At 66.7% G+C, this 25,248-nt stretch carries 16 protein-coding genes, 1 tRNA gene, 2 rRNA genes, 1 pseudogene and 1 other annotated feature (1 of these 21 cut by a window edge); of the genes and pseudogenes, 9 read left to right on the top strand and 11 right to left on the bottom strand.

Going from position 1 to position 25,248, the window contains the following annotated elements:
• Positions 1–7: 7 nt before the first annotated feature.
• The 4 genes from QE363_RS08760 (at position 8) to QE363_RS08745 (ending at position 6,580) form a co-directional block, all read left to right on the top strand.
• Positions 8–1,012 carry an SMP-30/gluconolactonase/LRE family protein gene (locus QE363_RS08760; protein WP_309694434.1) on the top strand — a complete coding sequence of 335 codons (1,005 nt, stop codon included), beginning with the start codon at positions 8–10 and terminating at the stop codon, positions 1,010–1,012.
• Positions 1,013–1,472: 460 nt separating this feature from the next.
• Complete coding sequence (locus QE363_RS08755; RefSeq protein WP_309694432.1) at positions 1,473–4,274, top strand: TonB-dependent receptor; 2,802 nt, start codon at positions 1,473–1,475, stop codon at positions 4,272–4,274.
• Positions 4,275–4,337: 63 nt separating this feature from the next.
• On the top strand, positions 4,338–5,063 hold the full coding sequence (locus QE363_RS08750) for a DUF6445 family protein (protein ID WP_309694430.1): 726 nt from the start codon (positions 4,338–4,340) through the stop codon (positions 5,061–5,063).
• Positions 5,060–6,580, top strand: a complete 1,521-nt coding sequence (locus QE363_RS08745; protein ID WP_309694426.1) for a tryptophan 7-halogenase — start codon at positions 5,060–5,062, stop codon at positions 6,578–6,580. Before QE363_RS08750 ends, QE363_RS08745 begins: the two co-directional genes overlap by 4 nt.
• A 54-nt stretch (positions 6,581–6,634) precedes the next feature.
• On the opposite strand, the gene QE363_RS08740 is transcribed toward QE363_RS08745, so the two are convergent.
• Complete coding sequence (locus QE363_RS08740) at positions 6,635–9,088, bottom strand: EAL domain-containing protein (RefSeq protein ID WP_309694424.1); 2,454 nt, start codon at positions 9,086–9,088, stop codon at positions 6,635–6,637.
• A 181-nt stretch (positions 9,089–9,269) separates the two neighbouring features.
• The gene (locus QE363_RS08735) at positions 9,270–11,792 is read right to left on the bottom strand and encodes an EAL domain-containing protein (RefSeq protein ID WP_309694421.1); all 2,523 of its coding nucleotides are present in this window, start codon (positions 11,790–11,792) and stop codon (positions 9,270–9,272) included.
• 261 nt (positions 11,793–12,053) lie between these two features.
• Here QE363_RS08735 and bioB point away from each other — a divergent pair, with 261 nt between their 5' ends.
• Positions 12,054–13,076: a biotin synthase BioB gene (gene bioB / locus QE363_RS08730; protein WP_309694418.1), complete on the top strand. Its 1,023-nt coding sequence runs from the start codon at positions 12,054–12,056 to the stop codon at positions 13,074–13,076.
• A 38-nt stretch (positions 13,077–13,114) separates the two neighbouring features.
• On the opposite strand, the gene QE363_RS08725 is transcribed toward bioB, so the two are convergent.
• Positions 13,115–15,535 (bottom strand): ABC transporter permease, encoded by a 2,421-nt coding sequence (locus QE363_RS08725; protein ID WP_309694414.1) that lies wholly within the window; start codon positions 15,533–15,535, stop codon positions 13,115–13,117.
• Between the two features lie 188 nt (positions 15,536–15,723).
• Between QE363_RS08725 and QE363_RS08720 the strand changes: the two genes are divergently transcribed.
• Both QE363_RS08720 and QE363_RS08715 read left to right on the top strand, forming a co-directional pair.
• Positions 15,724–16,965, top strand: coding sequence for a response regulator (locus tag QE363_RS08720; protein WP_309694412.1), 1,242 nt, complete (start codon positions 15,724–15,726; stop codon positions 16,963–16,965).
• Entirely contained in the window at positions 16,955–18,079 is a 1,125-nt protein-coding gene (locus QE363_RS08715; RefSeq protein ID WP_309694410.1) for an ATP-binding protein, read from the top strand. Before QE363_RS08720 ends, QE363_RS08715 begins: the two co-directional genes overlap by 11 nt.
• A gap of 56 nt (positions 18,080–18,135) precedes the next feature.
• On the opposite strand, the gene QE363_RS08710 is transcribed toward QE363_RS08715, so the two are convergent.
• The 4 genes and pseudogenes from QE363_RS08710 to QE363_RS08695 all read right to left on the bottom strand — a co-directional run bounded on the left by QE363_RS08710 (position 18,136) and on the right by QE363_RS08695 (position 20,255).
• Positions 18,136–18,336 carry a hypothetical protein gene (locus QE363_RS08710; RefSeq protein ID WP_309694407.1) on the bottom strand — a complete coding sequence of 67 codons (201 nt, stop codon included), beginning with the start codon at positions 18,334–18,336 and terminating at the stop codon, positions 18,136–18,138.
• Between the two features lie 9 nt (positions 18,337–18,345).
• On the bottom strand, positions 18,346–18,570 hold the full coding sequence (locus tag QE363_RS08705) for a hypothetical protein (RefSeq protein ID WP_309694405.1): 225 nt from the start codon (positions 18,568–18,570) through the stop codon (positions 18,346–18,348).
• 16 nt (positions 18,571–18,586) lie between these two features.
• Positions 18,587–19,036 (bottom strand): hypothetical protein, encoded by a 450-nt coding sequence (locus tag QE363_RS08700; protein ID WP_309694402.1) that lies wholly within the window; start codon positions 19,034–19,036, stop codon positions 18,587–18,589.
• 9 nt (positions 19,037–19,045) lie between these two features.
• A pseudogene (locus tag QE363_RS08695) lies at positions 19,046–20,255 on the bottom strand (IS3 family transposase).
• Positions 20,256–21,088: 833 nt separating this feature from the next.
• On the opposite strand from QE363_RS08695, the gene QE363_RS08690 reads away from it, so the two are divergent.
• Complete coding sequence (locus QE363_RS08690; RefSeq protein ID WP_309694399.1) at positions 21,089–21,454, top strand: transposase; 366 nt, start codon at positions 21,089–21,091, stop codon at positions 21,452–21,454.
• Positions 21,455–21,609: 155 nt separating this feature from the next.
• On the opposite strand, the gene QE363_RS08685 is transcribed toward QE363_RS08690, so the two are convergent.
• Positions 21,610–22,548 (bottom strand): IS110 family transposase, encoded by a 939-nt coding sequence (locus QE363_RS08685; protein ID WP_309694396.1) that lies wholly within the window; start codon positions 22,546–22,548, stop codon positions 21,610–21,612.
• Between the two features lie 50 nt (positions 22,549–22,598).
• On the opposite strand from QE363_RS08685, the gene QE363_RS08680 reads away from it, so the two are divergent.
• Positions 22,599–23,830, top strand: a protein-coding gene (locus QE363_RS08680; RefSeq protein WP_309690612.1) for an IS3 family transposase whose coding sequence is annotated in 2 segments (ribosomal slippage) — positions 22,599–22,890 and positions 22,890–23,830 — 1,233 coding nt in all. Because the reading frame shifts where the segments join, the coding sequence is not laid out codon by codon here.
• Positions 22,883–22,999, top strand: a sequence feature (AL1L pseudoknot). Its footprint overlaps the gene before it by 117 nt.
• Before the next feature lie 258 nt (positions 23,831–24,088).
• Here QE363_RS08680 and QE363_RS08675 read toward each other — a convergent pair.
• The 3 genes from QE363_RS08675 to QE363_RS08665 form a co-directional block, all read right to left on the bottom strand.
• Positions 24,089–24,165 (bottom strand) — tRNA-Met (locus QE363_RS08675).
• A gap of 55 nt (positions 24,166–24,220) precedes the next feature.
• Positions 24,221–24,335, bottom strand: a 5S ribosomal RNA gene (gene rrf, locus QE363_RS08670).
• 126 nt (positions 24,336–24,461) lie between these two features.
• Positions 24,462–25,248 (bottom strand): 23S ribosomal RNA (locus QE363_RS08665) (it continues 2,005 nt past the right edge of the window).

Below are 25,248 nucleotides of genomic sequence, written 5' to 3'. Positions count from 1 at the left end.
CGAAATCATGACACTCTCCCGCCGCTCCGTGCTTGCCGCCGGTCTCGCCATGCTCGCCGCGCCCGCCGGTGCGGAGACGACCCCGCGCCTCCGCCGCCTGTCGCCGCGGCTCGACCGGATGATCGCGCCGGGGACCGAGCCGGAGGTGATCGCGACCGGCATACGCTGGGCCGAGGGGCCCTTATGGGTGCCGCGTGGCGGCTATCTCCTGTTCTCCGATCCGCCCGCCAATATCGTCCGCCGGTGGCAGCACGGCCGCGCGGTGTCGGTCGTGCTCGATCCGTCGGGCGCACCGGGCACCGATCCGACGCTGGTCCGCGAACCCGGCGCCAATGGGTTGGCGCTGGACAGGGACGGTGCGCTGCTGATCGCCAATAGCGGCGGGCGCTCGATCGACCGGGTCGACCTGACCACCGGTCGCCGCACCGTGCTCGCCGACCGCCATGCGGGCAAGCGCTTCAACAGCCCCAACGATCTGCATGTCGCGCGCGACGGGACGATCTGGTTCACCGATCCGCCCTATGGCTTGAAGGACGGTGACACCTCACCGCTGAAGGAACAGACGGTCAACGGTGTCTACCGCCGCCGCCCCGATGGCCGGATTGACCTGATCGACGGCGAGCTGACCCGCCCCAACGGCATCGCCTTGTCGCCCGACGAGCGCCGCCTCTATGTCTCGGTTTCGGACGAAGCCGCGCCCCGGATCATGGTCTATGATCTGGACGCCAGGGGCATGGCGCGCGGGCGGCGCGTGCTGCTCGATGCGCGGTCGATGCTGGCGGCGGGCGGCGCCGGACTGCCCGACGGCATGAAGGTCGCGCACGACGGCACGCTGGTCTGCTCGGTGCCCGGCGGCATGATGCTGATGACACCGGAGGCCGAGCCGCTCGGACTGATCGAACAGGATGCGCCGATCGCCAACTGCGCCTTTGGCGAGGGCGGCCGCGCGTTGTTCCTGGCGGCGAACGACCGCATCCTGCGCGTGGCGCTCCGCCCGGGCTGGCAGGGATAAAGCCGCCCGGCGCGGTCCGCCATCAGCAGCCCCGCGCCCCACTCACGGATCGCCATCCGGCATATTTGCATGACCGGACGCCATGCCGAACGCGAACGGCCGACCGGGTCGACCGCACCGCCGAATCGCGTCGTCGCGCCCCGGCGACCCCACGACATTATTTTGTCTGATGAAAACGCTGTAACGGCTCATTTTCGCTTTATCGGCACTCTCAGATGCCCGGCAGGAACATTCATGACGCTCGCCACTATGCGCGGGACACAGCCGTTTTCACAATTTTTCCGCTGAAAAATGAGCGATTTGCTTCCCTGTTCTTGATCCGAGCAGGGGACGGGCCGCAACTTCTATTTGTCAGTCATTTACCGATATGGCATGATCCCAGTCGAGCCGCGAAGAGCGGCCGGACATTGGGGGAGGATATATGCGAGATTTGCAATCGCGCTGGCTGATCGGTGCATCCATGGCGGCTTTGGCCACTGCCGGGTTCAGCGGCGGCGCTCAGGCGCAGACCGGCGACGCGACACCGATGCAGGGCGGCGGCCTGCCCGTCGAGGCGGGCCGCGACCCGACCAAGCCCACCGGCGCGCTGAACGCCACCCAGGTCGCGCAGGGCGTCTCCGACCAGGACATCGTCGTCACCGGCGTGCGCGAGTCCCTCCGTTCGGCGCAGGCGCTCAAGCGCAACGCCAATCAGATCGTCGACTCGGTGCAGGCGCAGGATATCGGCAAGCTGCCCGACGCCAACACGACCGAGGCGTTGCAGCGCATCACCGGCGTCCAGATCCAGCGCCGCTACGGCGAAGGCGCGACCGACTTCGACCACCGCACTTCGCCCGCCATCACTGTGCGCGGTTTGACCCAGGTGCAGAATTTCCTCGACGGCCGCGCCATCTATTCCGCCTCGGGCGGTCGCGCCTTCGACCTAGAGGGGATTCCGCCCGAATTGCTGGCGGGCATCGACGTGTACAAGAACGCCCCCGCCAATATCATCGAGGGCGGCGTGGGCGCTGCGGTCAACCTGCGCACCCGCCTGCCCTTCGACAAGCCCGGCCAGACGATCAGCGGCACCATTCGCGGCAATTACTATGACCGTGCGGACAAGTTCGGCTATTCCACCTCGGGCCTGTACAGCAACCGGTTCGACACCGGCATCGGCGAGATCGGCTTCCTGGTGAACGCGGTCTATTCGACCAGCTATTACCGTCAGGACGGCATCCTCGCCAATCCGCAGCAGCCGATCCCCGCCGGATCGATCGCGGGCGCGCCCGCCAATGCCAAGGCGCCGATGGGCATGCAGGTGTATGACGATCTGGGCGACCGCCGCCGCCTGGGCGTCGCGACCGCGATCCAGTGGCGCGCCGCCGACAATCTGCTGATCACCGGCCAGTATCAGCTCGCCAAATACTGGTTCAACCGGCGTGGCGCCTATTTCTACACCGTCAATGGCGGCAGCCAGTCGAGCCCGCTGCCGGGGTCCAATTTCACCTTCAACAAGGACGGCTACGCCACATCGGGGTCGCTCCAGGGCCAGAATTTCGAGTCGGGTCGCTTCGACCAGCAGCTGTGGAGCCAAAGCCAGAATTTCACGCTGGGCGCCGACTGGCAGGCGACCGACCGCGCCAAGGTCCATTTCGACGTCCAGTATCTGAAGAGCTATTACAACGCCGATCGCAACGGCCATGTCCTGACGCTGTTCACCGCGACCGGCCAGAATACGACCACCGGATCGCCGCACCCGTCGACCATCGATTTCGACCTGCGCGGCAGCCGTCCGCAATGGGATGTCCGCGACAAGGCGCTGCTGACCAACCCGGCCAATTACGCCACCCCCTATATCGCCGACGCGTTGCAGCGGAACGACGCCGACACGCTCGCGCTAGCCTATGACATCGACTATGATCTGGAGGGCGGCTTCCTGCAGAAGCTGCGCGGCGGCGCGCGCTATTCGGACAATTCGATCAACCTGCGCGGCACCTGGAACGGCGTCTGCCTGTACGCGACCGGCCCCGACCCGTCCTGCTCGGCTCCCGACGGCACCGCGCTCATCCCGCTCAGCCGCAATCCGCAGCTGGCGATGCAGGGCCCGTCCAAGAATTTCTTCGACGGACGCACCGTCACCGGCGGGCTGCTCTATCCCGCCTTCCCGGCGGGCGACGGAGTCTGGGCGCAGACCAAGGCGCTCTATGCGCTGTTCGGCGCCAAGACCAAGGATGCGTTCACGCCGGGCGACCTGAATGCGCAGACCGAAAAGACCTATACGGTCTGGGGCGCGGGCGACTTCGCGTTCACGGCGGGGGGCGTGCGCTTCGACGGCGGCGCGGGCGTCCGGCTGGTCAAGACCGACCTGACCTCGTTCGGGACGCAGTTCAATTCCAACGGCACCACCTCGCCGCTGGCGGTCCAGAAAAGCTATACCCGCGCGCTGCCCAGCGTGAACATCCGCGCCCGGCTGACCGACGAGTTCCAGATGCGCTTCGCCTATTCCAAGGGGCTGGCGCGGCCGAACTTCGACCAGCTGTCGACCAACCTGACGCTGAACAATCCCAACCAGGTCAACCCGATCACCGGCCGCCCCAGCGCCAGCTCGGGCAATCCGCGCCTGAACCCGATTTCTTCGGACAATTTCGACCTGACGGCGGAATGGTATTTCGCGCCGACCGGCTCGCTGACCGGCGGCCTGTTCTACAAGAAGGTCGACGGCTTCCTGGCCAGCGGCGTGGTCGTCCAGAATTTCCAGGGGCGCGCCTATGACGTCAGCACGGTGCTGAATTCGGGCAAGGGCACGATCAAGGGCGCCGAGATCGGCTATCAGCAGTTCTTCGACTTCCTGCCGGGGCTGCTCAGCGGGTTCGGCGTGCAGGCCAACTATACCTATGTCGACTCCAACGTGACCAATCCGTTCGCGGTCGCCGGATCGGGCATGTCGACCCAGCTGCCGCTGGAGAAGCTGTCCAAGCATAATTACAACCTGATCGGCCTGTACGAAAAGGGGCCGCTGACCGCGCGCCTCGCCTATAATTGGCGGTCGAGCTATCTCGACCAGACCTTCGGCGCGGGCACCAACCAGCCGCAATATGCCAAGCCCTATGCCTCGCTCGACGCCTCGGTCAGTGTCAATGTGAACAGCCATATCGCGCTGTCGGCGGATGCGGTGAACCTGACCAACCGCATGAACGTCACCTATATCGGCACGATCGGCCAGCCGCTGCAATATCAGCTGAACGACCGCCGCTTCGGCCTGTCGCTGCGCGCGACCTATTGATCCCCAACTGCCGGCATGTCCTTATCGCAAGGACATGCCGGTATTTTTTGCGGGACGATCGCCATGGCCACCTTGCCGCCCCCGGCATTCTCCTTCTTCGGCGCCGAGGCCGCCTTCACCCTGTTGCGGATCGGGCGGGAGCGCGAACCCGTGCTGATCGTCGACCGGGCGTCGGGGCAGATGGCGGCGCTGCGCGATTTCGCCGCCAACCGCTCCGCCTTCGCCCCCGCCGCGTCGGTGGGCAGCGGCTATCCCGGCCTGCTGGGGCCTGCGCCGGTCGCCTATATCGATGCGATGGTGCGCGGGATGCTGCCGCTGATCGCCGCGCATTTCACCGGCGCGCCGGTTCGTCCGGCCCGCGCCCGCGGCAATTTCTCGCTCGTGACCACTCCCGCCGCCGATCTGAGCGAGGATCAGCGCGCGCCGCATGTCGATACCGCCGACCGCCTGCAATTCGCGACCGTGCATTTCCTGTCGGCCGACCATGAGGACGGCACCGCCTTTTTCCGCCACCGCGCGACGGGGTTCGAGACCATCGATGCCGAGCGCCTGCCCGCCTATCAGGCGGCGCGGGCGACGGACCCCGCCCCGCCGCCGGGCTATTGCACCGGCGACGACCCGGCCTTCGTTCGGATCGAGGCGATCCCCGCCCGGCCCGACCGGCTGATCCTCTACCGCGCGGCGCTGCTTCATTCGGGACAGATCACCGCGCTGCCCGATAGGGCGGCGGACCCGCGCCATGGCCGGTTGACCGGCAATCTCTTCCTGCAATGCCGGATGAACGCATGAGCCGACGCGACGACCAGGACGGACCGATCGCCCGGATCGCGATCATCGGCGGCGGGACCGCCGGATGGATGGCCGCCGCCGCACTGGCCCGCGTGCTGGGGCCGCAGGGCCCCGCCATCACGCTGGTCGAGTCCGAGGAGATCGGCACCGTCGGCGTCGGCGAAGCGACCATCCCCCCGATCCAGGCGTTCAACGCACTGCTCGGCATCGACGAGGACAGCTTCGTCCGCGCCACGCAGGGCACGTTCAAGCTGGGCATCGAGTTCGTCGACTGGCTGCGTCCCGGCCATCGCTATTTCCACCCCTTCGGCGTGCACGGCGTCGACCGGGGCGCGGTGCCGTTCGAGGCGATGTGGCAGCGGTTGCGGATGGCGGGCGAAGCCGCGCCGCTCGAGGCCTATTCGATCTGCGCGGCGGCGGCCCGGGCGGGACGGTTCATGCGGCCGCAGCCGGGCAATACTCCGCTGGCGCATATCGGCTATGCCTTTCACTTCGACGCGGCGCTCTATGCGCGGTTCCTGCGCAGCCATGCCGAAGCGCAGGGCGTAGTCCGGCAAGAGGGCCGCGTGGTCGAGGTGGCGCGCGACGCCCGGCCGGAGCGTATCGCGGCGGTCGTGCTGGCCGACGGCACCCGTATCGCCGCCGATCTGTTCATTGACTGCACCGGCTTTCGCGGCCTGCTGATCGGGGAGACGCTGGGCGCGGGGTTCGAGGATTGGGGCCATTGGCTGCCCAACGACCGCGCGGTGGCGGTGCCGACCGCTCCGGCGGGACCGCCTGTCCCCTTCACCCGTTCCACCGCGCATGGTGCGGGATGGCAATGGCGCATCCCGCTTCAGCACCGGACCGGCAACGGCCATGTCTATGCCAGCCGTCATATCTCCGACGACGAGGCGACCGCGACGCTGCTCGCGCATCTGGACGGCGAGCCGCTGGCCGAACCGCGGCTGCTCCGGTTCCGCACCGGACGCCGCGACCGTTTCTGGATCGGCAATTGCGTGGCGCTGGGGCTGGCGAGCGGGTTCATGGAGCCGCTCGAGTCGACCAGTATCCATCTGATCCAGGCGGGGATCGCGCGCCTGCTGGAAATGCTGCCCACCCGCGCGTTCGAGGCGGCGGACATTCGCCGTTACAACCGGTTGATGGCGGCCGAGTTCGAGAGCATCCGCGACTTCCTGATCCTGCATTTCCACGCGACCGAGCGGCGCGACACCCCCTATTGGCGGCAGCTGGCGGCGATGCCGATCCCGGACTCGCTGGCCGAGCGGATCGCGATCTACAACCGCACCGGGCGCGTGTTCCGCGAGGCCGACGAACTGTTCACCAAGACGAGCTGGCTGGCGGTGATGGATGGACAGGGACTCCACCCCGGTGCCTATGACCCGATCGCGGCGGGCATCCCGATCGAGGAGTTGCGCGCCCGGCTGGATCGGATCGCGACCGTGACCCGCGCGGCGGTCGGCCATATCCCCGCCCATGCCGACTTCATCGCCCGACACTGCGCTGCCGGGCGGTAACGGGTCGGTTCGGGGCGGGACGATCAGGCATGACGCCTGTAACGGCGATCCGGCCTAGCGGTTGTACGCCACCATGTGACGCAGGAACGCATCCGCCTCCAGGGGGCGGGCGATCAGGTAACCCTGTGCCTGCGACCAGCCATGCGCGCGCAGCCATTCCAGCTGTTCGGGCGTCTGCACGCCCTCCGCCGTCATCGTCATCGCAAAGGCGCGTCCCATTTCGCACGCCGCGCGCACGATCGAGTCCGACTGGGGCGATCGGCCGATGTCATCGACGAAGCAGCGATCGAGCTTCAGCTTGTCGAAACGGAAACGACGCAGATAGGAGAGCGAGGAATAGCCCGTCCCGAAATCGTCGAGTGCGATGCGAACGCCATGTCGGCGCAGGCGATGCAGCTTTTCCATGGTGCCGTCGCTGTCGCTCATCAGGATCGACTCGGTGATTTCCAGCTCCAGCCGCTCCGCCGCCAGCCCCGATCGCGACAGCGCGGACAGCACCCGCGACGGCAGCAGGTCGTCGCGCAACTGCACACCCGACAGATTGACCGCGACGGTCGCATCGCCGGGCCAGTTCACGGCATCGCGGCACGCCGTCGCCACGACCCAGTCGCCGATCGCCACGATCTGGCCGGTTTCCTCGGCCAGCGGGACGAAATCGGCGGGCAGCACCTCGCCACGGGTCGGATGATGCCAGCGGAGCAGCGCCTCGGCCCCCGTGATCCGCCCGGATTTCAGGTCGAGCAGCGGTTGATAGACCAGCCGCAATTCGTCACGCGACAGCGCCGCTTCCAGATCATATTTCATGACCTGACGGTCGCGCACGCGCGCCGCCATCGGGCAGTCGAAGACGCGGATCGTTCCCCTTCCCCCCTCCTTGGCGCGGTAGAGCGCGATATCGGCCGATTTGAACAGCTCGTTCGCCGAGCCTTGCGCCTGGACCGAGGACGCCACGCCGATACTGGCCGCCAGCCGGATCGCCGTATCCTCCAGCGGGAAGGGCGCGGCGAAGCAGGCCAGCAGCCGATGCGCCAGTGCGATCGCGCTGCCCCCCGCCGGATCGGGCCAGTGGATGACCGCGAACTCGTCGCCGCCCAGCCGCGCGAGCACGTCCCCCTCACCCGTCACCGACCGGAACCGCTCCGCGACCGCGCACAAAACCGCATCGCCGACCGGATGGCCCAGCGTGTCGTTGACCTCCTTGAACAAATCGAGGTCGAGCATGAGGACATCGACCGGCCGTTCGGTCCGCCCGGCAAAGGCGCTTTCCAGCACCTGGTTGAACAAGGTCCGGTTTGCCAATCCGGTCAGCGAGTCGCAATGCGCCAGCCGGACGAGCCGCTCGCGGTCGCGTATCCGCTTGGTGATGTTGCGAAAGAAGATCGCCAGCCCCTCGGCGACCGGACAGGCATGGATATGCAGCCAGATATCGGGGTCAGACAGGTGCATCTCGAACCGCTTGGGCTGGCCGGTGCCGATCGCCACCTTCAGACGCTGGGCCAGGTCGCTCTTGCGAAACTCGGCGAAGCGATCCCAGACCGCATCGCCGACCGCCGCCGCGCGGAACGGGCGAAAGAATTTGGACGCCCGCGCATTCAGATAGGTGATCCGCCAGTCGCGATCGATGACGACCACGCAATCGGTCGTGCTTTCCAGCACGTTGCGGGTAAAGGCCGCGCTTTCACTCAGCGCCTGCTCGGCCATGACGCGATCATGAATATCCTCGATCGTCCCGTACCAGCGATAGATCGAACCATCCTCCCCCAGACGCGGGGCGGAGCGGGTGTTGAACCAGCGATAGGCCCCGTCCTGCATCCGCACGCGCGCATCGACCCCCGTCGAGGCTCCGGTCGACAGGGCCCGCTGCCACGCCGCCGCGATGACGGGCAGGTCGTCGGGGTGAACCGCGCTGGTCCAGCCCTCGCCCAATATCTGTTCGGCCGTGCGCCCGGTCAGGGTCAGCCAGCGAGGGTCCACCTCCCGGATGCTGCCGTTCGGATCGGCGGTCCAGGGCATCTGGCGGCTCAACATGCGGGCATGCGCGCCATGATCCGCCAGTTCGTGCAGTTCCCGCCGCGTCTCGGCCAGCTGATCGTGGAGCCGGGCGGTGGTGGCGGCGCTCTCCGCCTCGCGCTGCCACAAGGCCGCCGCGTCCGCCGCCAGCCGTTCGAGCAGCGCCGACGACCGCGCGTCCCAACGCCGTGGCCCCCGGTCGCCGAGCGCCAGCACCCCCGCGCATCCGCCATCCGCGCGCATCAGCGGTGCCGCAGCCCGAAAAGCCGTAGTGCGGCCGTCTTCCTGTACTCCGACCGCCCTCGCCGCGCGACGACGCATCACCTCGTCATGCAGAATGCGATCGTCATCCGGCTCCTCGCCCCGCGATCCCGCGACGAGGCGATACTCGCCCCCCTCTTCCAGCAGGACAAAGGCATGGGGCATGGCGAAAAGCTGCCGGGCCAGCGCGCAGAAGCGGGAAAGCGCCGTGCCGCCGTCCACGTCCGATCCGTCCATAGAGCATGCAGCCAAGAGGCGATCCTGGTTCCAAGAAAAGCGGGAGAAAGGGTCAGGTCCGCCCGAGGCCGAGCGCGACGGCCGCCTCCATAAACTATGTTAACGCAGAATGCCGCATCGCCATTTGCGGCCGAAAGGGCCGGTTTGTCCCACTCGGGGGCAGGCCACCCGCCATTCGGGCTTAGTGGTGGACCGCCACCACCTGCACCACGTCATTGGCCGCGGCCGGTCCGGTAGCCACGCGCAGGGTATCGGCCACCAGTCCGGGTGCGGGGCGGCCATAGAGGAACCCCTGCCCCAGCTGACACCCCAGGTCACGCAGGCACAGCGCCTGCGCCTCGCTCTCGATCCCTTCGGCGACAACGACCTTGCCCAGGCCGGTGCCCATGCCGACGATCGCCCGGACGATCGCCATCGTCCCCCCCTCGGACTGCTCGATGCTCGACACGAAGGAGCAGTCGATCTTGATCCGGTCCACCGGCAACCGGCGGAGATGCACCAGCGAGGCATAGCCGGTGCCGAAATCGTCCAGCGCGATCGTCACGCCCGCATCGTGCAGGATGCGGAGATTGGCCAATATCGTGTCCGCCGTCCGGTCGAGCATCACCCCCTCGGTCACCTCGACGCACAGCCGCGACGCCGCGATACCGTGATGCGCAAGCCGGTCGAGGACATTGCGCGCCGAGCGCGGGCCCGAGAGCTGGGCCGAGGTGAAGTTCACGCTCAGCACGCCCATCCGCTCGCCATGCTCGCGCAGCTGGAGCAGCGCGAGTTCGAGGACATGTTCCTGGATGAGCAGGCCGATCCGTTCCGCCACCAGCACATCGGCGAAGCGATCGGGCGCCATCAGGCCGTAACGCGGGTGGTTCCAGCGGAGCAGCGCTTCATAGCCGCAGACCCGCGTGGTCTCCAGCGAGACGATCGGCTGGAGGTAGAGTTGGAACTCGCCCCGCTGGAGCGCGGCCTCGACATCGCTGGTGAATTCCAGCTGCAGGTCGCGCAGGCTGCGCTGCAAGGGGTCGAACCGGATATAGCGCGCACGCCCGAGCCGCTTGGCGGTATAGAGCGCCAGATCGGCATTCTGATACAGCATGTCGAGCGCGTCGGCATCGTCCGGATAACGCGCCGCGCCGATGCTGAGCGACAGGGTGCAGTTGCTGTCGGTCGGGTGCCAGCGGTCGCCCTGGACGGTCATGATCGCCTCGGACAGCGCGGTTTCGGCCTCGACCGATCCGGGGCACAATATGGCGAATTCGTCACCGCCGATCCGCGCCACCCGGACGTCGGGCAACAGCCGGGTGGCCTGGGACAAAGCGGAACCAACGCTGAGCAGCAGGGCATCGCCGCTGGCATGGCCCAGCCGGTCGTTGACGTCCTTCAGATAATCGACGTCGATCAGGAACAGGCTGAACGGGACATGGCCCTTGATGAGGTCGTTGGCATGCTGCTGGAACGCGGCGCGGTTGCCCAGCGCGGTCAGGAAGTCGGTATGCGCGGCGATCCGCAGCGTCTTGGTCTCCGCCATGTCGACCTCGCGGCGCTGGCGCGCGAGTTCGAGCTGGTGGCGGATCAGGCGGAACCGGTCGGCGATCGCCAGCGACAGGACCAGCGCCTCGAAGGCCAAAGCGGCGAAGGTCGCCAGGTCGACCAGATCATTTTGCGGCGCGAAGCCCAGATTGCGCGCGAGGCGCAGCAGGAACAGGCAGATGACCGGCCCCCAGCCGATCATGTAGAACCAGATGACCCGGCTGCCGCGCCGCACCGCGATGCCGCACGACAGCGCGATGATCGCCGAGGTTCCCGCGATGACATAGTTGAGCAAGCGGTCGGTGAGGATGACCGGAAACCACATGTCCGCCGCCGCCACGAAGCCCATGACCGCCCCCGCCACGGCCAGCACGCGTCCCGCCCGGACGAAGCTGCGCGGCAATATCCCCTCCTCGATCACCGAGAAGAAGAACATGTTGCACGCCGCCACCATCAGGCCGACCAGCACATAATCCAGTCGGAACGCCACCGGGCCGACCAGCTGCGGCACCACAAAGGCCGCCGCATTGGTCCAGACCAGCCCATAAGCGAGCGAGACGGAAACCCAGAGCAGATACCAGCGCTGAAACGCCAGGCGCCGCCCGGTATGGATGACGAGATTGTATAGGAAGGCCGAGAGCAGCGTCCCGGTGAAGAGCCCGATCAGCAACAGCCACTTCACCTCGCCCGTGGTCAGCGCCGAACCCGGCATCGCTACGACCTTGCGCATCAGCGACAGGTCGTCGATCCGCCGAAAGCCCAGATACAGGCCCCGAATGTCACGACCGGGCACCGTCATCGGGAATTTCAGCAGCCCACCCGGCGCCCAGTTGCCTCCCAGGTCGGAGGACGACCAGCTCCGGCGCGTCATGCCCCGGTCGGTCACGGTCATCACCGCGATGCGGTCGAACCGCACCTGGTCGACCAGCAGGCTCCACGGCGAGGCCAGCCCCCCGAGATGCGACGGGTCCAGCCGCAGCCACAGCCACTGGTCGCTGTCGGTCGGGGCCTCGGCACCACAGCGATAGGGCGCGGCGGCGATCACGGCACCGCCCGCCATGTCCGGCAGCGCCGCGCTGCATACCGAGCGATGGAGATCGACGCCGGCGGCCGACGCGATTCCCGGCGCAAGGCCGATCAGGACGGCCAGCATGACCAGCCGCAGCGCTTTGAACATGGACAGCAATTTTTGCGGCCCCCACCGCCGATCGATAACGAACCGTCATTAAATTGGACATCTTAACAAAGATGAAAGCGCGTCCTATCACGCGGCGTGCCAGGGTTGCTAGGCCGGATTGCCCGAAGAAAACCGGGACATACCGGGTGACCTTGCCCCATGGCGAGACTATCAGGCGCCCTGCGACGCGGCCGAGGACGGGCTGAGGCTGCTCGGCCATAACATGCCGCCCGAGACGGGCGAAGGACAGGACCAGACGTAATGACGACGACCACCGCGCTTCGCCCCGAGGCGCATTTGCGCACCGACTGGACCCGCGCCGAGATCGCCGCGCTGTTCGACCTGCCCTTCACCGAGCTGCTGTTCCGCGCGGCCGAGGTGCACCGCGCGCATCATGCCGCCGACGAGGTGCAACTGTGCACCTTGTGCTCGATCAAGACCGGCGGCTGCCCTGAGGATTGCGGATACTGCTCGCAAAGCGCCTCAGCCGAGAGCGACGTGAAGGCCGAGAAGCTGATGGACGTACAGGCGGTGCTGGCGGCGGCCGCCGAGGCCAAGGCGGCGGGGTCGCAGCGTTTCTGCATGGGGGCCGCCTGGCGGAGCCCGAAGGAACGCGACATGGACAAGGTCGTCGCCATGGTCGAGGGCGTGAAGGCCATGGGGCTGGAGACCTGCATGACGCTGGGAATGCTCGACGCCCCCCAGGCACAGCGGCTGGCCGCAGCGGGCCTGGACTATTACAACCACAATATCGACACCTCGCCCGAGAACTACGCCAACGTCATCACAACGCGCTGCTTCGAGGACCGGCTGGAGACGCTGTCCAACGTGCGCGAGGCGGGCATTTCGGTGTGCTGCGGCGGCATCGTCGGCATGGGCGAGACGCGGGCCGACCGGGTGGGCTTCGTCCATGCGCTCGCCACCCTGCCGCGCCACCCGGAAAGCGTGCCGGTCAATGCACTGGTCCCGGTCAAGGGCACGGTGCTGGGCGACATGCTCGCCGACACGCCGCTGGCGCGGATCGATGACATCGAGTTCGTCCGGACGGTCGCGGTCGCGCGCATCACCATGCCGATGAGCATGGTCCGCCTGTCGGCGGGGCGCGAGAGCATGTCGGCGGCGACGCAGGCTCTTTGCTTTCTGGCGGGAGCGAACTCGATCTTCACCGGCGACAAGCTGCTGACCGCGGGCAATGCGGGCGACGATGCCGATGCGGCGCTCTTCGCCAAGCTGGGCCTGAAGCCGATGGAAGGCGCAGAACCGATGCGGGTCGCGGCGGAATAATCCTCGAGCTCCCGGCGCAGGTCGGGGGCCACCGCCGCTCACCCCTGACGCAACGCCCAGGCCGGGGTCGCCCGGCTGGCGCGCAAGGCCTGCCCCAGCACCGTCGCCACGGCGATGACGACCGCCCCCAGGCTGGGCGCGACGAAATAGAACGGCGACAATGCGATCCGATCGCCGAACCCCGCCAGCCACAGGCGCAGCGCGACATAGGCCAGCGGCCAGGCCAGCAGGTTCGCGATCAGGATCGGGCGGAGGAAGCGGAGCAGCAGCAACCGCACGATATCCGCCGACGACGCCCCCAGGGTCTTGCGGATACCGATCTCCCGCACCCGCCGCGCGGTGTCGAACGAGGCAAGGCCCCATAGGCCGACACAGGCGATCAGAACCGACATGGCCGCCCCGATCGCGAACAGGCGGGCCGCCTGATCGTCGCTCGTATAGAATTCCGCCAGCCGCTGGTCGGCGGTCCGCGCGTCCAGCGGTATCTGGGGCGCCAGCCGACGCCAGGTCGCCCGCACCCGCGCCAGCATGACCGACGCGTCCCCGGTGTAGCGGATGGCCGCGATCGCATTCGGCGGCCCGTCGCGATGATATTGATAGAAGGTGACCATGTCGGGCGCGCGGGGCGAGCCGAAGCGCAACTGGTCGATCACCCCGATGATCGTCCGGGGGTTGCTGCGCCCCACGGTCTTGCCGATCGCCTCCGCCGGGCTGCGGAAACCCAGCGCGCGCGCGGCAGCTCGGTTGATGACGACGTTGCGTCCGTCCTTCCACCGGGTCCAGTCGCTGGCGTCGTCGGCGCGATGAGCGTCGTCGAACACGCGCCCGGCGAGCAATATGGGGGCATAGGTCTGGAAGAAATCGGGCCCGACGATCAGATTGCCGATCGTCAGCGGCGCTCGCCCCGGCAGGTCGAGCATGTCCACATTCTCCGATCCGCCCCCCGGCGCCGAGGAAGCGGCCCCGACCGAGACGACACCGGGCAGGCGGCGAAAGGCCGCCAGGATCGGGCGTGCCTGATCCGGAAAGATGCGCTTGTCGGCGAGCGACGGAATGAGCATCAGCCCCTCGCGTCGAAAGCCCAGATCGGATCGCCGCACATGCAGCGTCTGCGCGACCAGAACCGTCGTGGCGATCAGGAAGGCGATGGCGAGCCCGAACTGGATCACGACCAGCGCCTCACGACCGCGCATCCCCGCTCGCCCGCCCCCCGGCACATGCGCGGAGGCCAGGACCGCCGCCGCCGGGAAGCGCGACAGGACCATCGCCGGATAGACGCCCGCCATCACCCCGACGGCCAGCGCCATGCCCGCCAGGATTGGCAGGGCCAGCGCATAGGGAAAGGCCAGCGACAATCCGCCCGCCGCATTGACCAGCGGCAGGCTCAGCTCGGCCAGGATCATGCCCGCCAGCGTCGCGACCGCCGCCATCGCCACCGCCTCGCCCAGGAACTGGCGGATCAACCGGGCGCGATCCGCCCCCAGCACCTTGCGCATCGCCACTTCGCGCGCCCGAAGCCCCGCCTGCGCGGTCGCCAGATTCACATGGTTGATGATCGCGATCAGCAGGGTCAGCAGGCCGACCAGCCCCAGCGTCACCACGGTCAGCTTGCGCGCGCCGACCTCCGCACCGCCCGGCGGCTCGAGATGGAAGCGCGCGATGGGCAGCAGCGGCAGGGAAATCACCTTGGCGGGATCGGGGCCCAGATCCTGTCCGGCATGGCGCCGGATGAAGGCGGGCATCCGCGCCTCGAACGCGCGCGCGGTCGCGGCATCGGGAAAGCGCAGATAGGTCATCGCATCGACCGTGCCCCATTTGTACCAATCCCACCGCGCGGGCGGCGGCTTGCGCGGCATCGGGATCAGGATCGAGATTTGCAGGTCGCTGTTCCGGGGCAGATCCTCGAAGATCCCCGCGACCCGATAGCTTTCGGGCGTATCGACCGCGATGGTCAGGCTCTGCCCGATGGGGTCGGCATCCCCGAACAGCCTGCGCGCCTCGGTCCGGCTGAGCAGCGCGCCGGACGGGTCCGCCAGCGCCCGCTGCCCGTCGCCGCGCAGCATCGGCAGGTCGAAGACATCGAAGAAGCCCGGATCCACCTGCGCGACATCGGCGACGATCGCATCGCCCTCTCGCACGATGCTGCCCCCCTGTCTGCCGCCCCGGATGCGCGTACCGACCAGTGCCGGAAAATCCTGCCGCATCTGTTCGAACATGCCCGCCATCGTCATCGGATAGGCGCCATTGAACGGACTGCCGGGCAGATGCAGCTCGGTCCGGACGAGATAGATATGCCGATGATCGGGAATCCATCGCTCGAAGCTGCATTCGAAACGGACATAGAGCCCCAATATCAGGAACACCGCGATCCCGATCGCCAGCCCGCCGATGTTGAGCAGGGCGTGCCCCATATGGCGTGTCGTCGCCCGGTAGAGCGCGGTCAGAGCCAAGCTGTTCATCGACGCCTCTCCGTTCGAAAGCCGATCCTTTCGCGGGCCGGGCGCGCCCTGGCGCCGCCCCTTGCACGTCCCGGATGATCGGTCATCATGGATGGAGTGTCACTGTCCAGCGCCGGAAACGCCAACCCCTTATGAACAAAGACTTCTCCTGTCCGGCGTCGACACAGGTCCAAGCAGGACGGAACATTATGTCCGCCGACGGACAGTCGTCCGATCTGTCAAGCCCATGGACGATATTGCTGGTCGAGGACGATCCCGTCGTGGCGCGGGCGACCGATATCCTGTTTCGGCTGGCCGGGCACCGGCTGGACATCGCGGCCGATCCCCAGGCGGCCTATTCGCTGCTCGCGCGGCGTCGTTATGACGCGATCCTGCTCGACATGAACTTCACCGCCGGTCGGACGAACGGCGAGGAAGGCCTGTCCTGCATCGCGCGGATCATGGCCGAGGACCCCGATGCGCGGATCATCGTCATCACCGCGCATAGCGGCATCCGGATCGCGGTCGCCGCGATGCAGGCGGGCGCGCGCGACTTCCTGATGAAACCGTGGCGCAAGGACGATCTGCTCGCGAAATGCACGGCCGCGATCGGCGCGCGTGGTCCCGCCGCAAGTCCGTCTGTGGATCGATCGGGTGGCGGCCTCCTGCTGCTGGGCAATTCGGTCGCCATGGAAAGCATGCGCGCGACGATCCGGCGGGTCGGGCCGACCGTCGCCAATATCTGCGTCACCGGCCGATCCGGATCGGGCCGCACCCTGGCAGCCTTGGCGGTCCATGCCGCGTCGCGCGAGGCGGACCGCCCGCCGCTGCGGATCGACCTTCGCGATCCGGAGCAATGGCCATCGCTCGACGGCGCGCACGGCACCGTCCTCCTGCGCCACCCGGACCGGCTGGACGCGGTGGCCCAAGCGCGGCTGCTCGACCGGCTGCCGCCCGGATTGCGGTGTATCAGTGTGGCGAACGGGCTGGGATCGCTGACCCCCGCGCTGCACCGGCGCCTTTGCACCCTGGAGATCGCGGTGCCGCCGCTTCATGCGCGGCGGGACGATGCGGTGGTCCTGGCGCGTCATTTCGCCCAGGTCGCGGCAGAGGCCTATGGTCATGCCTCGGTCCGGCTGACGCCCGCCGCCGAAGCGGTCTTGGCCGCGACCGACTGGCCCGACGAGGTGCGCGGGCTGGCGGCGGTGGTCGAGCGCGCGGTCCTGCTGTCCGATGACGGGGTGATCGACGCAGCCGCGCTCCGCCCCGTCGGCCCCCTTTCGCCGTTGGTAGCGACCGACGCGGCGCCCGCCTTCCGCCTGGAGGATGCCGAACGATCGATGATCGAGGCTGCGTTGAAGGAGCATCGGCACAATATCTCGCGCGCGGCCTCGGCCCTGGGGATTAGCCGGGGGACGCTCTACCGACGCATGGCGCAGCATGGTCTCTAGCGCCGGGCGATCGGCGATCGCGACGGCGCTGTCCCTCGCCATCGCGGGGGCGGGGGCGGGTCTGGCATGGGCGCATGGATTGTGGCTGGCCATGGCCGGCGCGGTGCTCGCCATCGCATGGCTGACGCTGCGCAGCCTGCTGGCGACCGGGCGACCCGCCATGGCCGCACCGCCGACCGCGAGCGAGGCGGATCGCCAGGCCCTGGTCCACGGCGCATTGCTCGACGCCTCCCCTACCCCCTTGCTGCTGGTCGATGGAGGGGGTGCCCGCGTGCTCAACCGCGCCGCACGCCGCCTGTTCGACACCGATGACCGTATCCTGCCGCCCCCGCCGCCCCTGTTCGATCGCGAGGCCACGCATCTCCGCCATGCCGGGCGAAGCTGGCGCGCCGACCGTGTCGAACTCGGCGCGAGATCCGTCGTCGCGCTGGTCGATATCGAGAGCGAGGAGCGGACGGCGGAGGCGCGTGCCGGGGCCGAGATGATCCAGGTGCTGGGCCATGAGCTGCTCAACGGCCTGGTGCCGATCGTCTCGCTCGCCGAATGCGGGCTCGCCGCGATCGAGGCGAAGGGCGACGAGCGCCATCTCCTGCCGGAAATCCTGACGACCCTCGCGCGCCATGCCGAGGGGTTGCAGCGCTTTGCCGAGACCTATCGGTCGCTGGCCCGCCTGCCCCCGCCGGTCAAGCAACCCGTCCGCCTGAATGAGCTGATCGAGGATCTGGCGCGGCTCTTCGCCAGCCGCTGGCCCGACGCAGTCCTGACGATCGCGATCCCTGTGCCCCGGACCGGAATGGTCGATCGCGACCAGCTTGCCCAGGCGATCTGGGCGCTGCTGCAAAATGCCGTCGAAGCCGCGGATGCCGACAGGGCGGCGGTGACCGTGTCGGTGAGCGGACAGGACGGGCTGGTCGCCATCGACGTCACCGACAATGGGCGAGGCATTCCCCCCGACCAGGCCACCGCCATCTTCCGCCCCTTTGCCACGACCAAGACCCATGGCACCGGCATCGGCCTCAGCCTCGCGCGCCGGATCGCCCAGGCGCATGGCGGGTCGCTCGACCTTCTGGCCCTGACACCCGCCACCTTTCGCCTGCGGGTGCCGGGTGCGTAACCCCTACTGGCGATCAGGCCGGGTCGGGTGATGGCCGTTAAGGAATATCCGCCGCGTTACGTCTCGCGAATATCGGGAAAGCTGTAAGCCGACGGTTCGTCCTCCGCCGTCCCGGTCGCGAACACAGCGACGTCGTCCTGCATCACCTCCAGCCGCGCCCAACGGTCCCACCCGATATGGATGAAGTCGGGCGGCCCGAAGACACGTATGGCGCGGACATATTCCTCACCGCGAAAGCCGACGAAGTGAAGCGCCATCGGCCGGGCTCAGCCGCCCTCGCGCCGTGCACCGGCGATCATGCGGCGTGCGATCGCGCGCACCGCCGCATCATCCTTGTCCCCGCCGTCCGCCGGATCGCCGAGATGGTCGAGGCTCTCCTCCAGGAAATCGAGCAGGCCGGGGTGCTGTCGCTCGACATATTCCATTGTCTTGAACAGCAGATGTTCGGTCGCGATCTCGCGACGGCGGGTCTGGGTGGCAATATCGGTCATCCTGTCCTCCTGTCGGTCAGCGGTTCGGGCGGGCGAAGAGGCGGGACACGCCGAACCCGGCCAGCGCACCGATGCCCGCAAGGCCACCGCCGACGCCCAGCTTGAGCAGATCGCGCTGCCGCGACGTGAAGAACTCGCGTCGATTGTCGATCGCTCGATCGGTCGAGTCGCCGTCGATCCGCGCAGGACCGGCTACCGGCTGGTCGAGATTGCCCGGCTTGTTGCTGGCCGGGGCACCCAACTGGTCCTTGGCAAAGCCGCTCGCCTGCCGATCGGCGAAACCGGGAGCCAGCGACTGGGCGATCGCCATCTGAATGGTCGATCGGCCGACCCAGATCTCCCGCTCCGGCCTTTCGATCGCCGACAGGATCGCCTCTGCACAGACACGCGGATCGAATAGCGGATCGGGCAGCACCTGCTCGCGCCCGGTATGATTGCGCGCCCACTGATCTGGCCCCCGTTTCACCGGACGGATTCAAGCGGTTGCAGAAACCAGTGCGCGATGTTCGCGCGGTGAACGCATTTTGAGCCCTGAATGGGGGGGGGGTTGTCGTTGTAGTCCTCGGTCCATCTGGCCAGCGATGTCAACGCGGTGGGAGCATCAGGCAGCGGCGAGACGCGGACGTAATCGCGCTTGAGGGTATGAACGAAGGCCTCCGAGATGCCGTTGGACTGCGGGCTGCGGACGGGCGTGAAGCAGGGTTTGAGGCCCAGCTGCCGGGCAAAGGTGCGTGTTTCGCGGGCAGTATAGGTCGAGCCGTTATCGGACAGCATCTCGACCGGCACGGGCGCGCGCATACCGCCGAAGCGGGTTTCCACGGCTTCCAGCATGATGTCGCGCACGTCCGAGCCGCTGATGCCCGCATTGGCAACCGCGCGCCAGGCGATGATCTCGCGGTCATGGGCGTCGATGATGAAGGCGCCGCGCACGACCTCGCCGTTCCAGCAGGTGAACTCGAAGCCGTCCGAGCACCAGCGCAGGTTCGAGCGGATCGCCACCACGACGCCGTCATGGCCATAGTCGGCCCGCTCGGTATAGCGCCGCGCCAGCAGCAGGCGGTCCGCGGCCATGATGCGGTAGACGCGCTTGTGATTGACCGGCGCCAGTCCTTCGGCGCGTTGCTGTCGATTGAGGACCGCCGCGATGCGGCGGTAGCCGTAGGTGGGCCGCTGCGCGGCGATCTGGCGGATACGGGGCAGCAGGTCCGCGTCCCCGGCCTTGGCGTACGGCCCGCGCGTCCGGGTGCGGCCGGTCAGGCGGTCGTACACCGTCGAGCGCCCGACCCCGAGCGTGCTGGCGACCAGGCTCACCGGATAGTCTCCGGCAGCGGCGAGTGCATGAGTAAGCTCGCTTTTTTTGGGCGCGACCGTTCCAGCGCCTCCTTCAGGATCTCGACCTCCAGCGTCTTGCGGCCGAGCTGGCGCTCCAGTTCGCGGATGCGGTTGTCCATCTCGCGGACCTGGCGATTGCTGGTCACGTCGTCGTCGCCAGCCACCGCGACGCTCCCGCCCTCCAGCATCAGCCGCCGCCAGCGGTACAGCAGGTTCGGCGCCACGCCGTTGCGGCGCGCCACCACCGAGATGCTCTCGCGACCGTCGAGTGTCTCCTCGACAATCCTCAGCTTCTCAGGCGTGCTCCAGTGACGGCGACGACCGCCGTCGGTGATGATCTCGGACACGGACATAAGCCTATGCTTAGGGGATAGCCCCAAGCCTCCTTCTTAGGCTTGAATCCGTCCGGTCGAAATGGGGGCCAGCTCAGCACCGATGGTTGTATTTTTAAGGGAGATAGCATGACGTCACGCACCTACTGACCGTGTCGACATTTCACATGTGTTAGACTTTTAACATTTGTCGACCAGCTTCTCAGACAATCACCTGGAACATAAATTAGCTTCGCTCGAATCGACGAGCGCAACGGGAGAATGTCATGCTGAAAGCACAGCGTCTCGCCATTTATACGTTTTTCGCTCTTCCGATATGCGTGTCTCCAATGACCGCTACCGCACAGACTCGCGACGAGGCTTATACACAGTGCGTTATTAGTTGCGAGCATTGGATTGAAGTTGACCGAACACAATATACCAGATGTTATCGCATGTGCGAGAATCGCTTTGGATACGGTGAACCTGGCCAGCGCGGCGATCCTGATCGCTTTCCTCGTCCTACCCCAGGCCGGGACTGCATTGTCCATGCCATTGAAGGTTGCAGCACAAATTTCCAATAATCGAGCCGGTTTGATGTAATGTCAGGGTGCGTGAACGGATTCACGCACCCGCAAGTATCACGCCGCCTTCCACGCCTGATACTCTGCTGCCTGCCGGTTCAACCGATACCAGCGCTGACGCTCCGGCGGCCCGTCCTTTATGGCCTTATCCATGAACGCTGTGCTCGACTTCAGGCGATACATTCGTAAGCGTCCGGCCTGACGCGTGTTGCTGGCGCGGCCCTGCTACGCGAGGCGGGGGCTCTCGGGAGTGTCCTTTCTCACTCCGTAAGGAGAGTGCGGATGAGGCGCATGGAGGTCATCACCCGGGTTGAGCGTCGCCGACGGTACTCGGACGAGGAGCGCGCGGCGGTGCTGGCGCAGTGCGACGAGCTGGGCGCCACGGTGGTCGGCGTGTCGCGCCGGCTGGGGATCTCGGCCAGCCTCATCCATGGCTGGCGCAAGACGCGCCGCGAGGCCGAGTGCATCGCCAGCGAGCCGTTACAGTTCATCACCTATGGCGTGGTCGCAGACGTGGCACCGCCTGAACCGGTCGTGGCGCTTGCCATGTGTGGGCGCCCCCTGCGGTGCAAGAGCTTTCGTGCGGCGATGAGCACCGGTCTGGTGCATCCATGTGTTCGGCCTGTTCGTGCAGCACCGCATGGCTGCTGGCCCTGATGAAGGCCGCGGATCGGATCCCTAATCACGTCATCGCGCTCGAAGCGCTCTGCTCCCCTGGGTTTGTTCGATCCCCGGTCTGACCGGTTTGTCATCACCACTCAGTTGCCCTTACACCATCCTGCCGGCCGCTCAGCGGTCGGCGAGGACAGCGGTCACGCGGCAGCCGCTGCGTAGACCTCCTTGCGCGCCATCACCGCCCAGGCGATGCGCGCTGTCTTGTTGGCGAGCCCGACGGTCGCGATTTTCACCGGCTTGCGCTCGAGCAGTCGCGCTAGCCACGGCTGTCGGCTGGCATCCTTGCGCGCCATACGCATCACTGCGGTCGCGCCGACGACCAGCAGCTTGCGGAGGTACCCATCGCCCTGCTTGCTGATGCCGCCAAGCCGCTCCTTTCCGCCGGAGCTATAGGGCCGCGGTGTGAGGCCTAGCCATGCCGCGAACTGGCGGCCGGAGCGGAATAGCGATGCATCGGGTACAGCCGCGGCGATTGCCGACGCGGTGATCGGACCGATGCCGGGAATGGCCGCAAGCCGGCAGCTGGTGTCATCGGCACGGTGCCAGGCGAGGATCAGTGTATCAAGCCGGTCGACCTCGCTTGCCAGCGATCGCAGTTGAGCACCGATGGTATGCAGCGCTGACCGGGCATATGCTGGCAGCTTCTCCTGCCCCTCGTGAAGGAGCTTCATGAGCGCGGTGACACCGCCGGGCCCCTTGCTGGTGACGATCCCGTACTCCGACAGGTGCGCCCGCAGCGCATTGATCAGTGCGGTTCGCTGTCGCACCAGCAGATCACGGGTCTTGTGGAGCATCAGCACCGCCTGCTGATCGACGCTCTTCACCGCCACGAACCTCATCGTCGGCCGGGTTACAGCCTCGCAGATCGCCTCGGCATCCGCGGCGTCGGTCTTCCCGCGTTTCACATATGGCTTCAAATAGGCCGGCGGCATCAGTCGGACATCATGACCCAGCGCTAAAAGCTCTCGGCCCCAATGGTGCGCCGACGCGCTTGCCTCCATCCCTACCAGGCACGGCGGCAACGATGAGAAGAACTTCAGTACCTCGCCGCGCCGGAGTTGCCGCCGCACCAACACTGAACCGCGCCGGGTTTGTCGGAGGCCCCAACTCCTGAGAGGAAGGGGCTATGACGAGCAAGACGACGAACAAGTTTTCGCCTGAGGTGCGCGCGCGTGCGGTGCGGATGGTGCTGGACCATGAGAAGGATCACCCGTCGCGCTGGGCAGCGGTGGTATCGATCGCGGCGAAGATCGGATGTGCAGGCCAGACGCTGCACGAGTGGGTGAAGAAGGCCGAGATCGACAGTGGCGCCCGCGCCGGGGTGCCGAGCGATGTTGCCGCCCGGATGAAGGCGCTGGAACGCGAGAACCGCGAGCTGCGCCAGGCCAACGAGATCCTGCGTAAGGCGTCGGCGTATTTTGCGATGGCGGAGCTCGACCGCCGAGTGAAGTGATGGTGTCGTTCATCGACGCGCATCGCAAGGCGTACGGGGTCGAGCCGATCTGCCGGGTCCTGCCGATCGCCCCGTCCACCTATCATGCTCATGCAGCCAGGAGGATTGAGCCGACCAGACGGTCGGCTCGGGTTCGGCGTGACGATGCGCTCGGACCGGAGGTGCGCCGCGTGTTCGAGGAGAACTTCCGCGTCTACGGCGTGCGCAAGGTCTGGCGGCAACTGCGACGCGAAGGGTTCGACGTCGCTCGCTGCACTGTTGCCCGCCTGATGCGGGCGATGGGTCTGGCCGGCGTGATGCGCGGCAAGCCGGTGCGCACCACTGTCGGCGACAGGACGGCCCTATGCCCGCTCGACCGGGTGAACCGGCAGTTCCGCGCGCCAGCACCGAACATGCTGTGGGTATCGGACTTCACCTACGTCGCGACCTGGGCGGGGTTCGTCTACGTGGCGTTCGTCATCGACACCTACGCCCGCCGGATCGTTGGCTGGCGCGCCAGTCGGAGCGCACATGCCGGCTTCGTCTTGGATGCGCTCGAGCAGGCGCTACATGACCGACGGCCGATGCGGGGTGGCGGCCTCGTCCACCATTCCGACCGCGGCAGCCAGTACGTGTCCATCAAGTACACCGAGCGCCTGGCCGAAGCGGGCATCGAGCCGTCAGTCGGCAGCGTCGGCGACAGCTATGACAACGCTTTGGCGGAAACCATCAACGGCCTCTACAAGGCCGAGGTGATCTACCGCCGCGGGCCGTGGCGAAGCTTCGAGGCGGTCGAGTACGCCACGCTGGAATGGGTGGACTGGTTCAATCATCGCCGGCTGCTCGAGCCTATCGGCAACATTCCGCCCGCCGAGGCCGAAGAGCAATACTATGCTGCCGCGAACATCGTCGATATGTCAGCGTGACTCACATCCAACGGCCTCCGGCAAACCCGGCGCGGTTCACAAAGAAGCCATGGCGCACGACGCGTCGCTGGCGGAAGCGGCACGCAAGCGGGGCTGGGTGAGCCACAGATTCGAGGTGGTGGAATTGGTGGAGAGCCAGGATCCGCCAGCGGTGCTACCGCCGAGGGGCGGCGCGCGCCGTCGCTGACACGCGAACGCGCCAATCCGCCACCGGCGATGCCGTGGCGGTTTCGTATGGGATGATGTGTTGGGGAAGTATGGTTGCGGGGGCAGGATTTGAACCTGCGGCCTTCAGGTTATGAGCCTGACGAGCTACCGGGCTGCTCCACCCCGCGGAGGTGTTTTGCAGGGACGAATGTGAATGGGTTTTGTGTATACGCGGACTATAATGCCTGGCGACGCCCTACTCTTCCACTGCTTGAGCAGTAGTACCATTGGCGCAGTCGGGTTTCACGGCCGAGTTCGGGATGGGATCGGGTGGGACACCGACGCTATGGCCACCAGGCAATAGAGTCCGCGAATACTGACCCCGCTTTGTGGGCGGGGTGATGGGTATAAAATCGATGCACCTGGCTTGGTAATGACCGCACCCTGCCATCTAGCCCAGGGCTGATGGTGGGGGTGTGGAGCTCTCAAGCGCGAATAGGACAATTAGTATCGGTTAGCTCCATGCGTTACCGCACTTCCACATCCGATCTATCGAGGTCGTGGTCTTCGACCGTCCTGAGAAATCTTATCTTGAGGGAGGCTTCCCGCTTAGATGCTTTCAGCGGTTATCCCGTCCGTACATAGCTACCCTGCTGCGCCGTTGGCACGACGACAGGTACACCAGAGGTACGTTCAACCCGGTCCTCTCGTACTAGGGTCAACTCCTCTCAAATTTCGACGCCCACGGCAGATAGGGACCAAACTGTCTCGCGACGTTCTGAACCCAGCTCACGTACCACTTTAATTGGCGAACAGCCAAACCCTTGGGACCTGCTCCAGCCCCAGGATGTGATGAGCCGACATCGAGGTGCCAAACAACCCCGTCGATATGAGCTCTTGGGGGTTATCAGCCTGTTATCCCCGGCGTACCTTTTATCCGTTGAGCGATGGCCCTTCCACGAGGGACCACCGGATCACTATGACCGACTTTCGTCTCTGCTCGACTTGTCAGTCTCGCAGTCAGGCTGGCTTATGCCATTGCACTCTAACAGCCGGTTTCCAACCGGCCTGAGCCAACCTTCGCGCGCCTCCGTTACTCTTTAGGAGGCGACCGCCCCAGTCAAACTACCCGCCACAGAGGGTCCCTGTACCGGTTTCACGGTACGAGGTTAGACATTAAACAACAACAGGGTGGTATTTCACCTATGGCTCCACATCGGCTGGCGCCAATGCTTCAAAGCCTCCCACCTATGCTACACAGTTCTTGTCCA

It is taken from the genome of Sphingomonas sp. SORGH_AS_0870 (genome assembly GCF_031453175.1).
Taxonomy (GTDB): Bacteria; Pseudomonadota; Alphaproteobacteria; order Sphingomonadales; family Sphingomonadaceae; genus Sphingomonas.
This window is presented reverse-complemented; position numbering and strand designations above follow the sequence as displayed.

What these genes read in the sequence shown, in the direction of transcription:
- QE363_RS08760 (WP_309694434.1), top strand. Translation starts at nt 8, where the DNA reads ATGACACTCTCCCGCCGCTCCGTGCTTGCCGCCGGTCTCGCCATGCTC.
- QE363_RS08755 (WP_309694432.1), top strand. Translation starts at nt 1,473, where the DNA reads ATGGCGGCTTTGGCCACTGCCGGGTTCAGCGGCGGCGCTCAGGCGCAG.
- QE363_RS08750 (WP_309694430.1), top strand. Translation starts at nt 4,338, where the DNA reads ATGGCCACCTTGCCGCCCCCGGCATTCTCCTTCTTCGGCGCCGAGGCC.
- QE363_RS08745 (WP_309694426.1), top strand. Translation starts at nt 5,060, where the DNA reads ATGAGCCGACGCGACGACCAGGACGGACCGATCGCCCGGATCGCGATC.
- QE363_RS08740 (WP_309694424.1), bottom strand. Translation starts at nt 9,088, where the DNA reads ATGGACGGATCGGACGTGGACGGCGGCACGGCGCTTTCCCGCTTCTGC.
- QE363_RS08735 (WP_309694421.1), bottom strand. Translation starts at nt 11,792, where the DNA reads ATGTTCAAAGCGCTGCGGCTGGTCATGCTGGCCGTCCTGATCGGCCTT.
- bioB (WP_309694418.1), top strand. Translation starts at nt 12,054, where the DNA reads ATGACGACGACCACCGCGCTTCGCCCCGAGGCGCATTTGCGCACCGAC.
- QE363_RS08725 (WP_309694414.1), bottom strand. Translation starts at nt 15,535, where the DNA reads ATGAACAGCTTGGCTCTGACCGCGCTCTACCGGGCGACGACACGCCAT.
- QE363_RS08720 (WP_309694412.1), top strand. Translation starts at nt 15,724, where the DNA reads ATGTCCGCCGACGGACAGTCGTCCGATCTGTCAAGCCCATGGACGATA.
- QE363_RS08715 (WP_309694410.1), top strand. Translation starts at nt 16,955, where the DNA reads ATGGTCTCTAGCGCCGGGCGATCGGCGATCGCGACGGCGCTGTCCCTC.
- QE363_RS08710 (WP_309694407.1), bottom strand. Translation starts at nt 18,336, where the DNA reads ATGGCGCTTCACTTCGTCGGCTTTCGCGGTGAGGAATATGTCCGCGCC.
- QE363_RS08705 (WP_309694405.1), bottom strand. Translation starts at nt 18,570, where the DNA reads ATGACCGATATTGCCACCCAGACCCGCCGTCGCGAGATCGCGACCGAA.
- QE363_RS08690 (WP_309694399.1), top strand. Translation starts at nt 21,089, where the DNA reads ATGGAGGTCATCACCCGGGTTGAGCGTCGCCGACGGTACTCGGACGAG.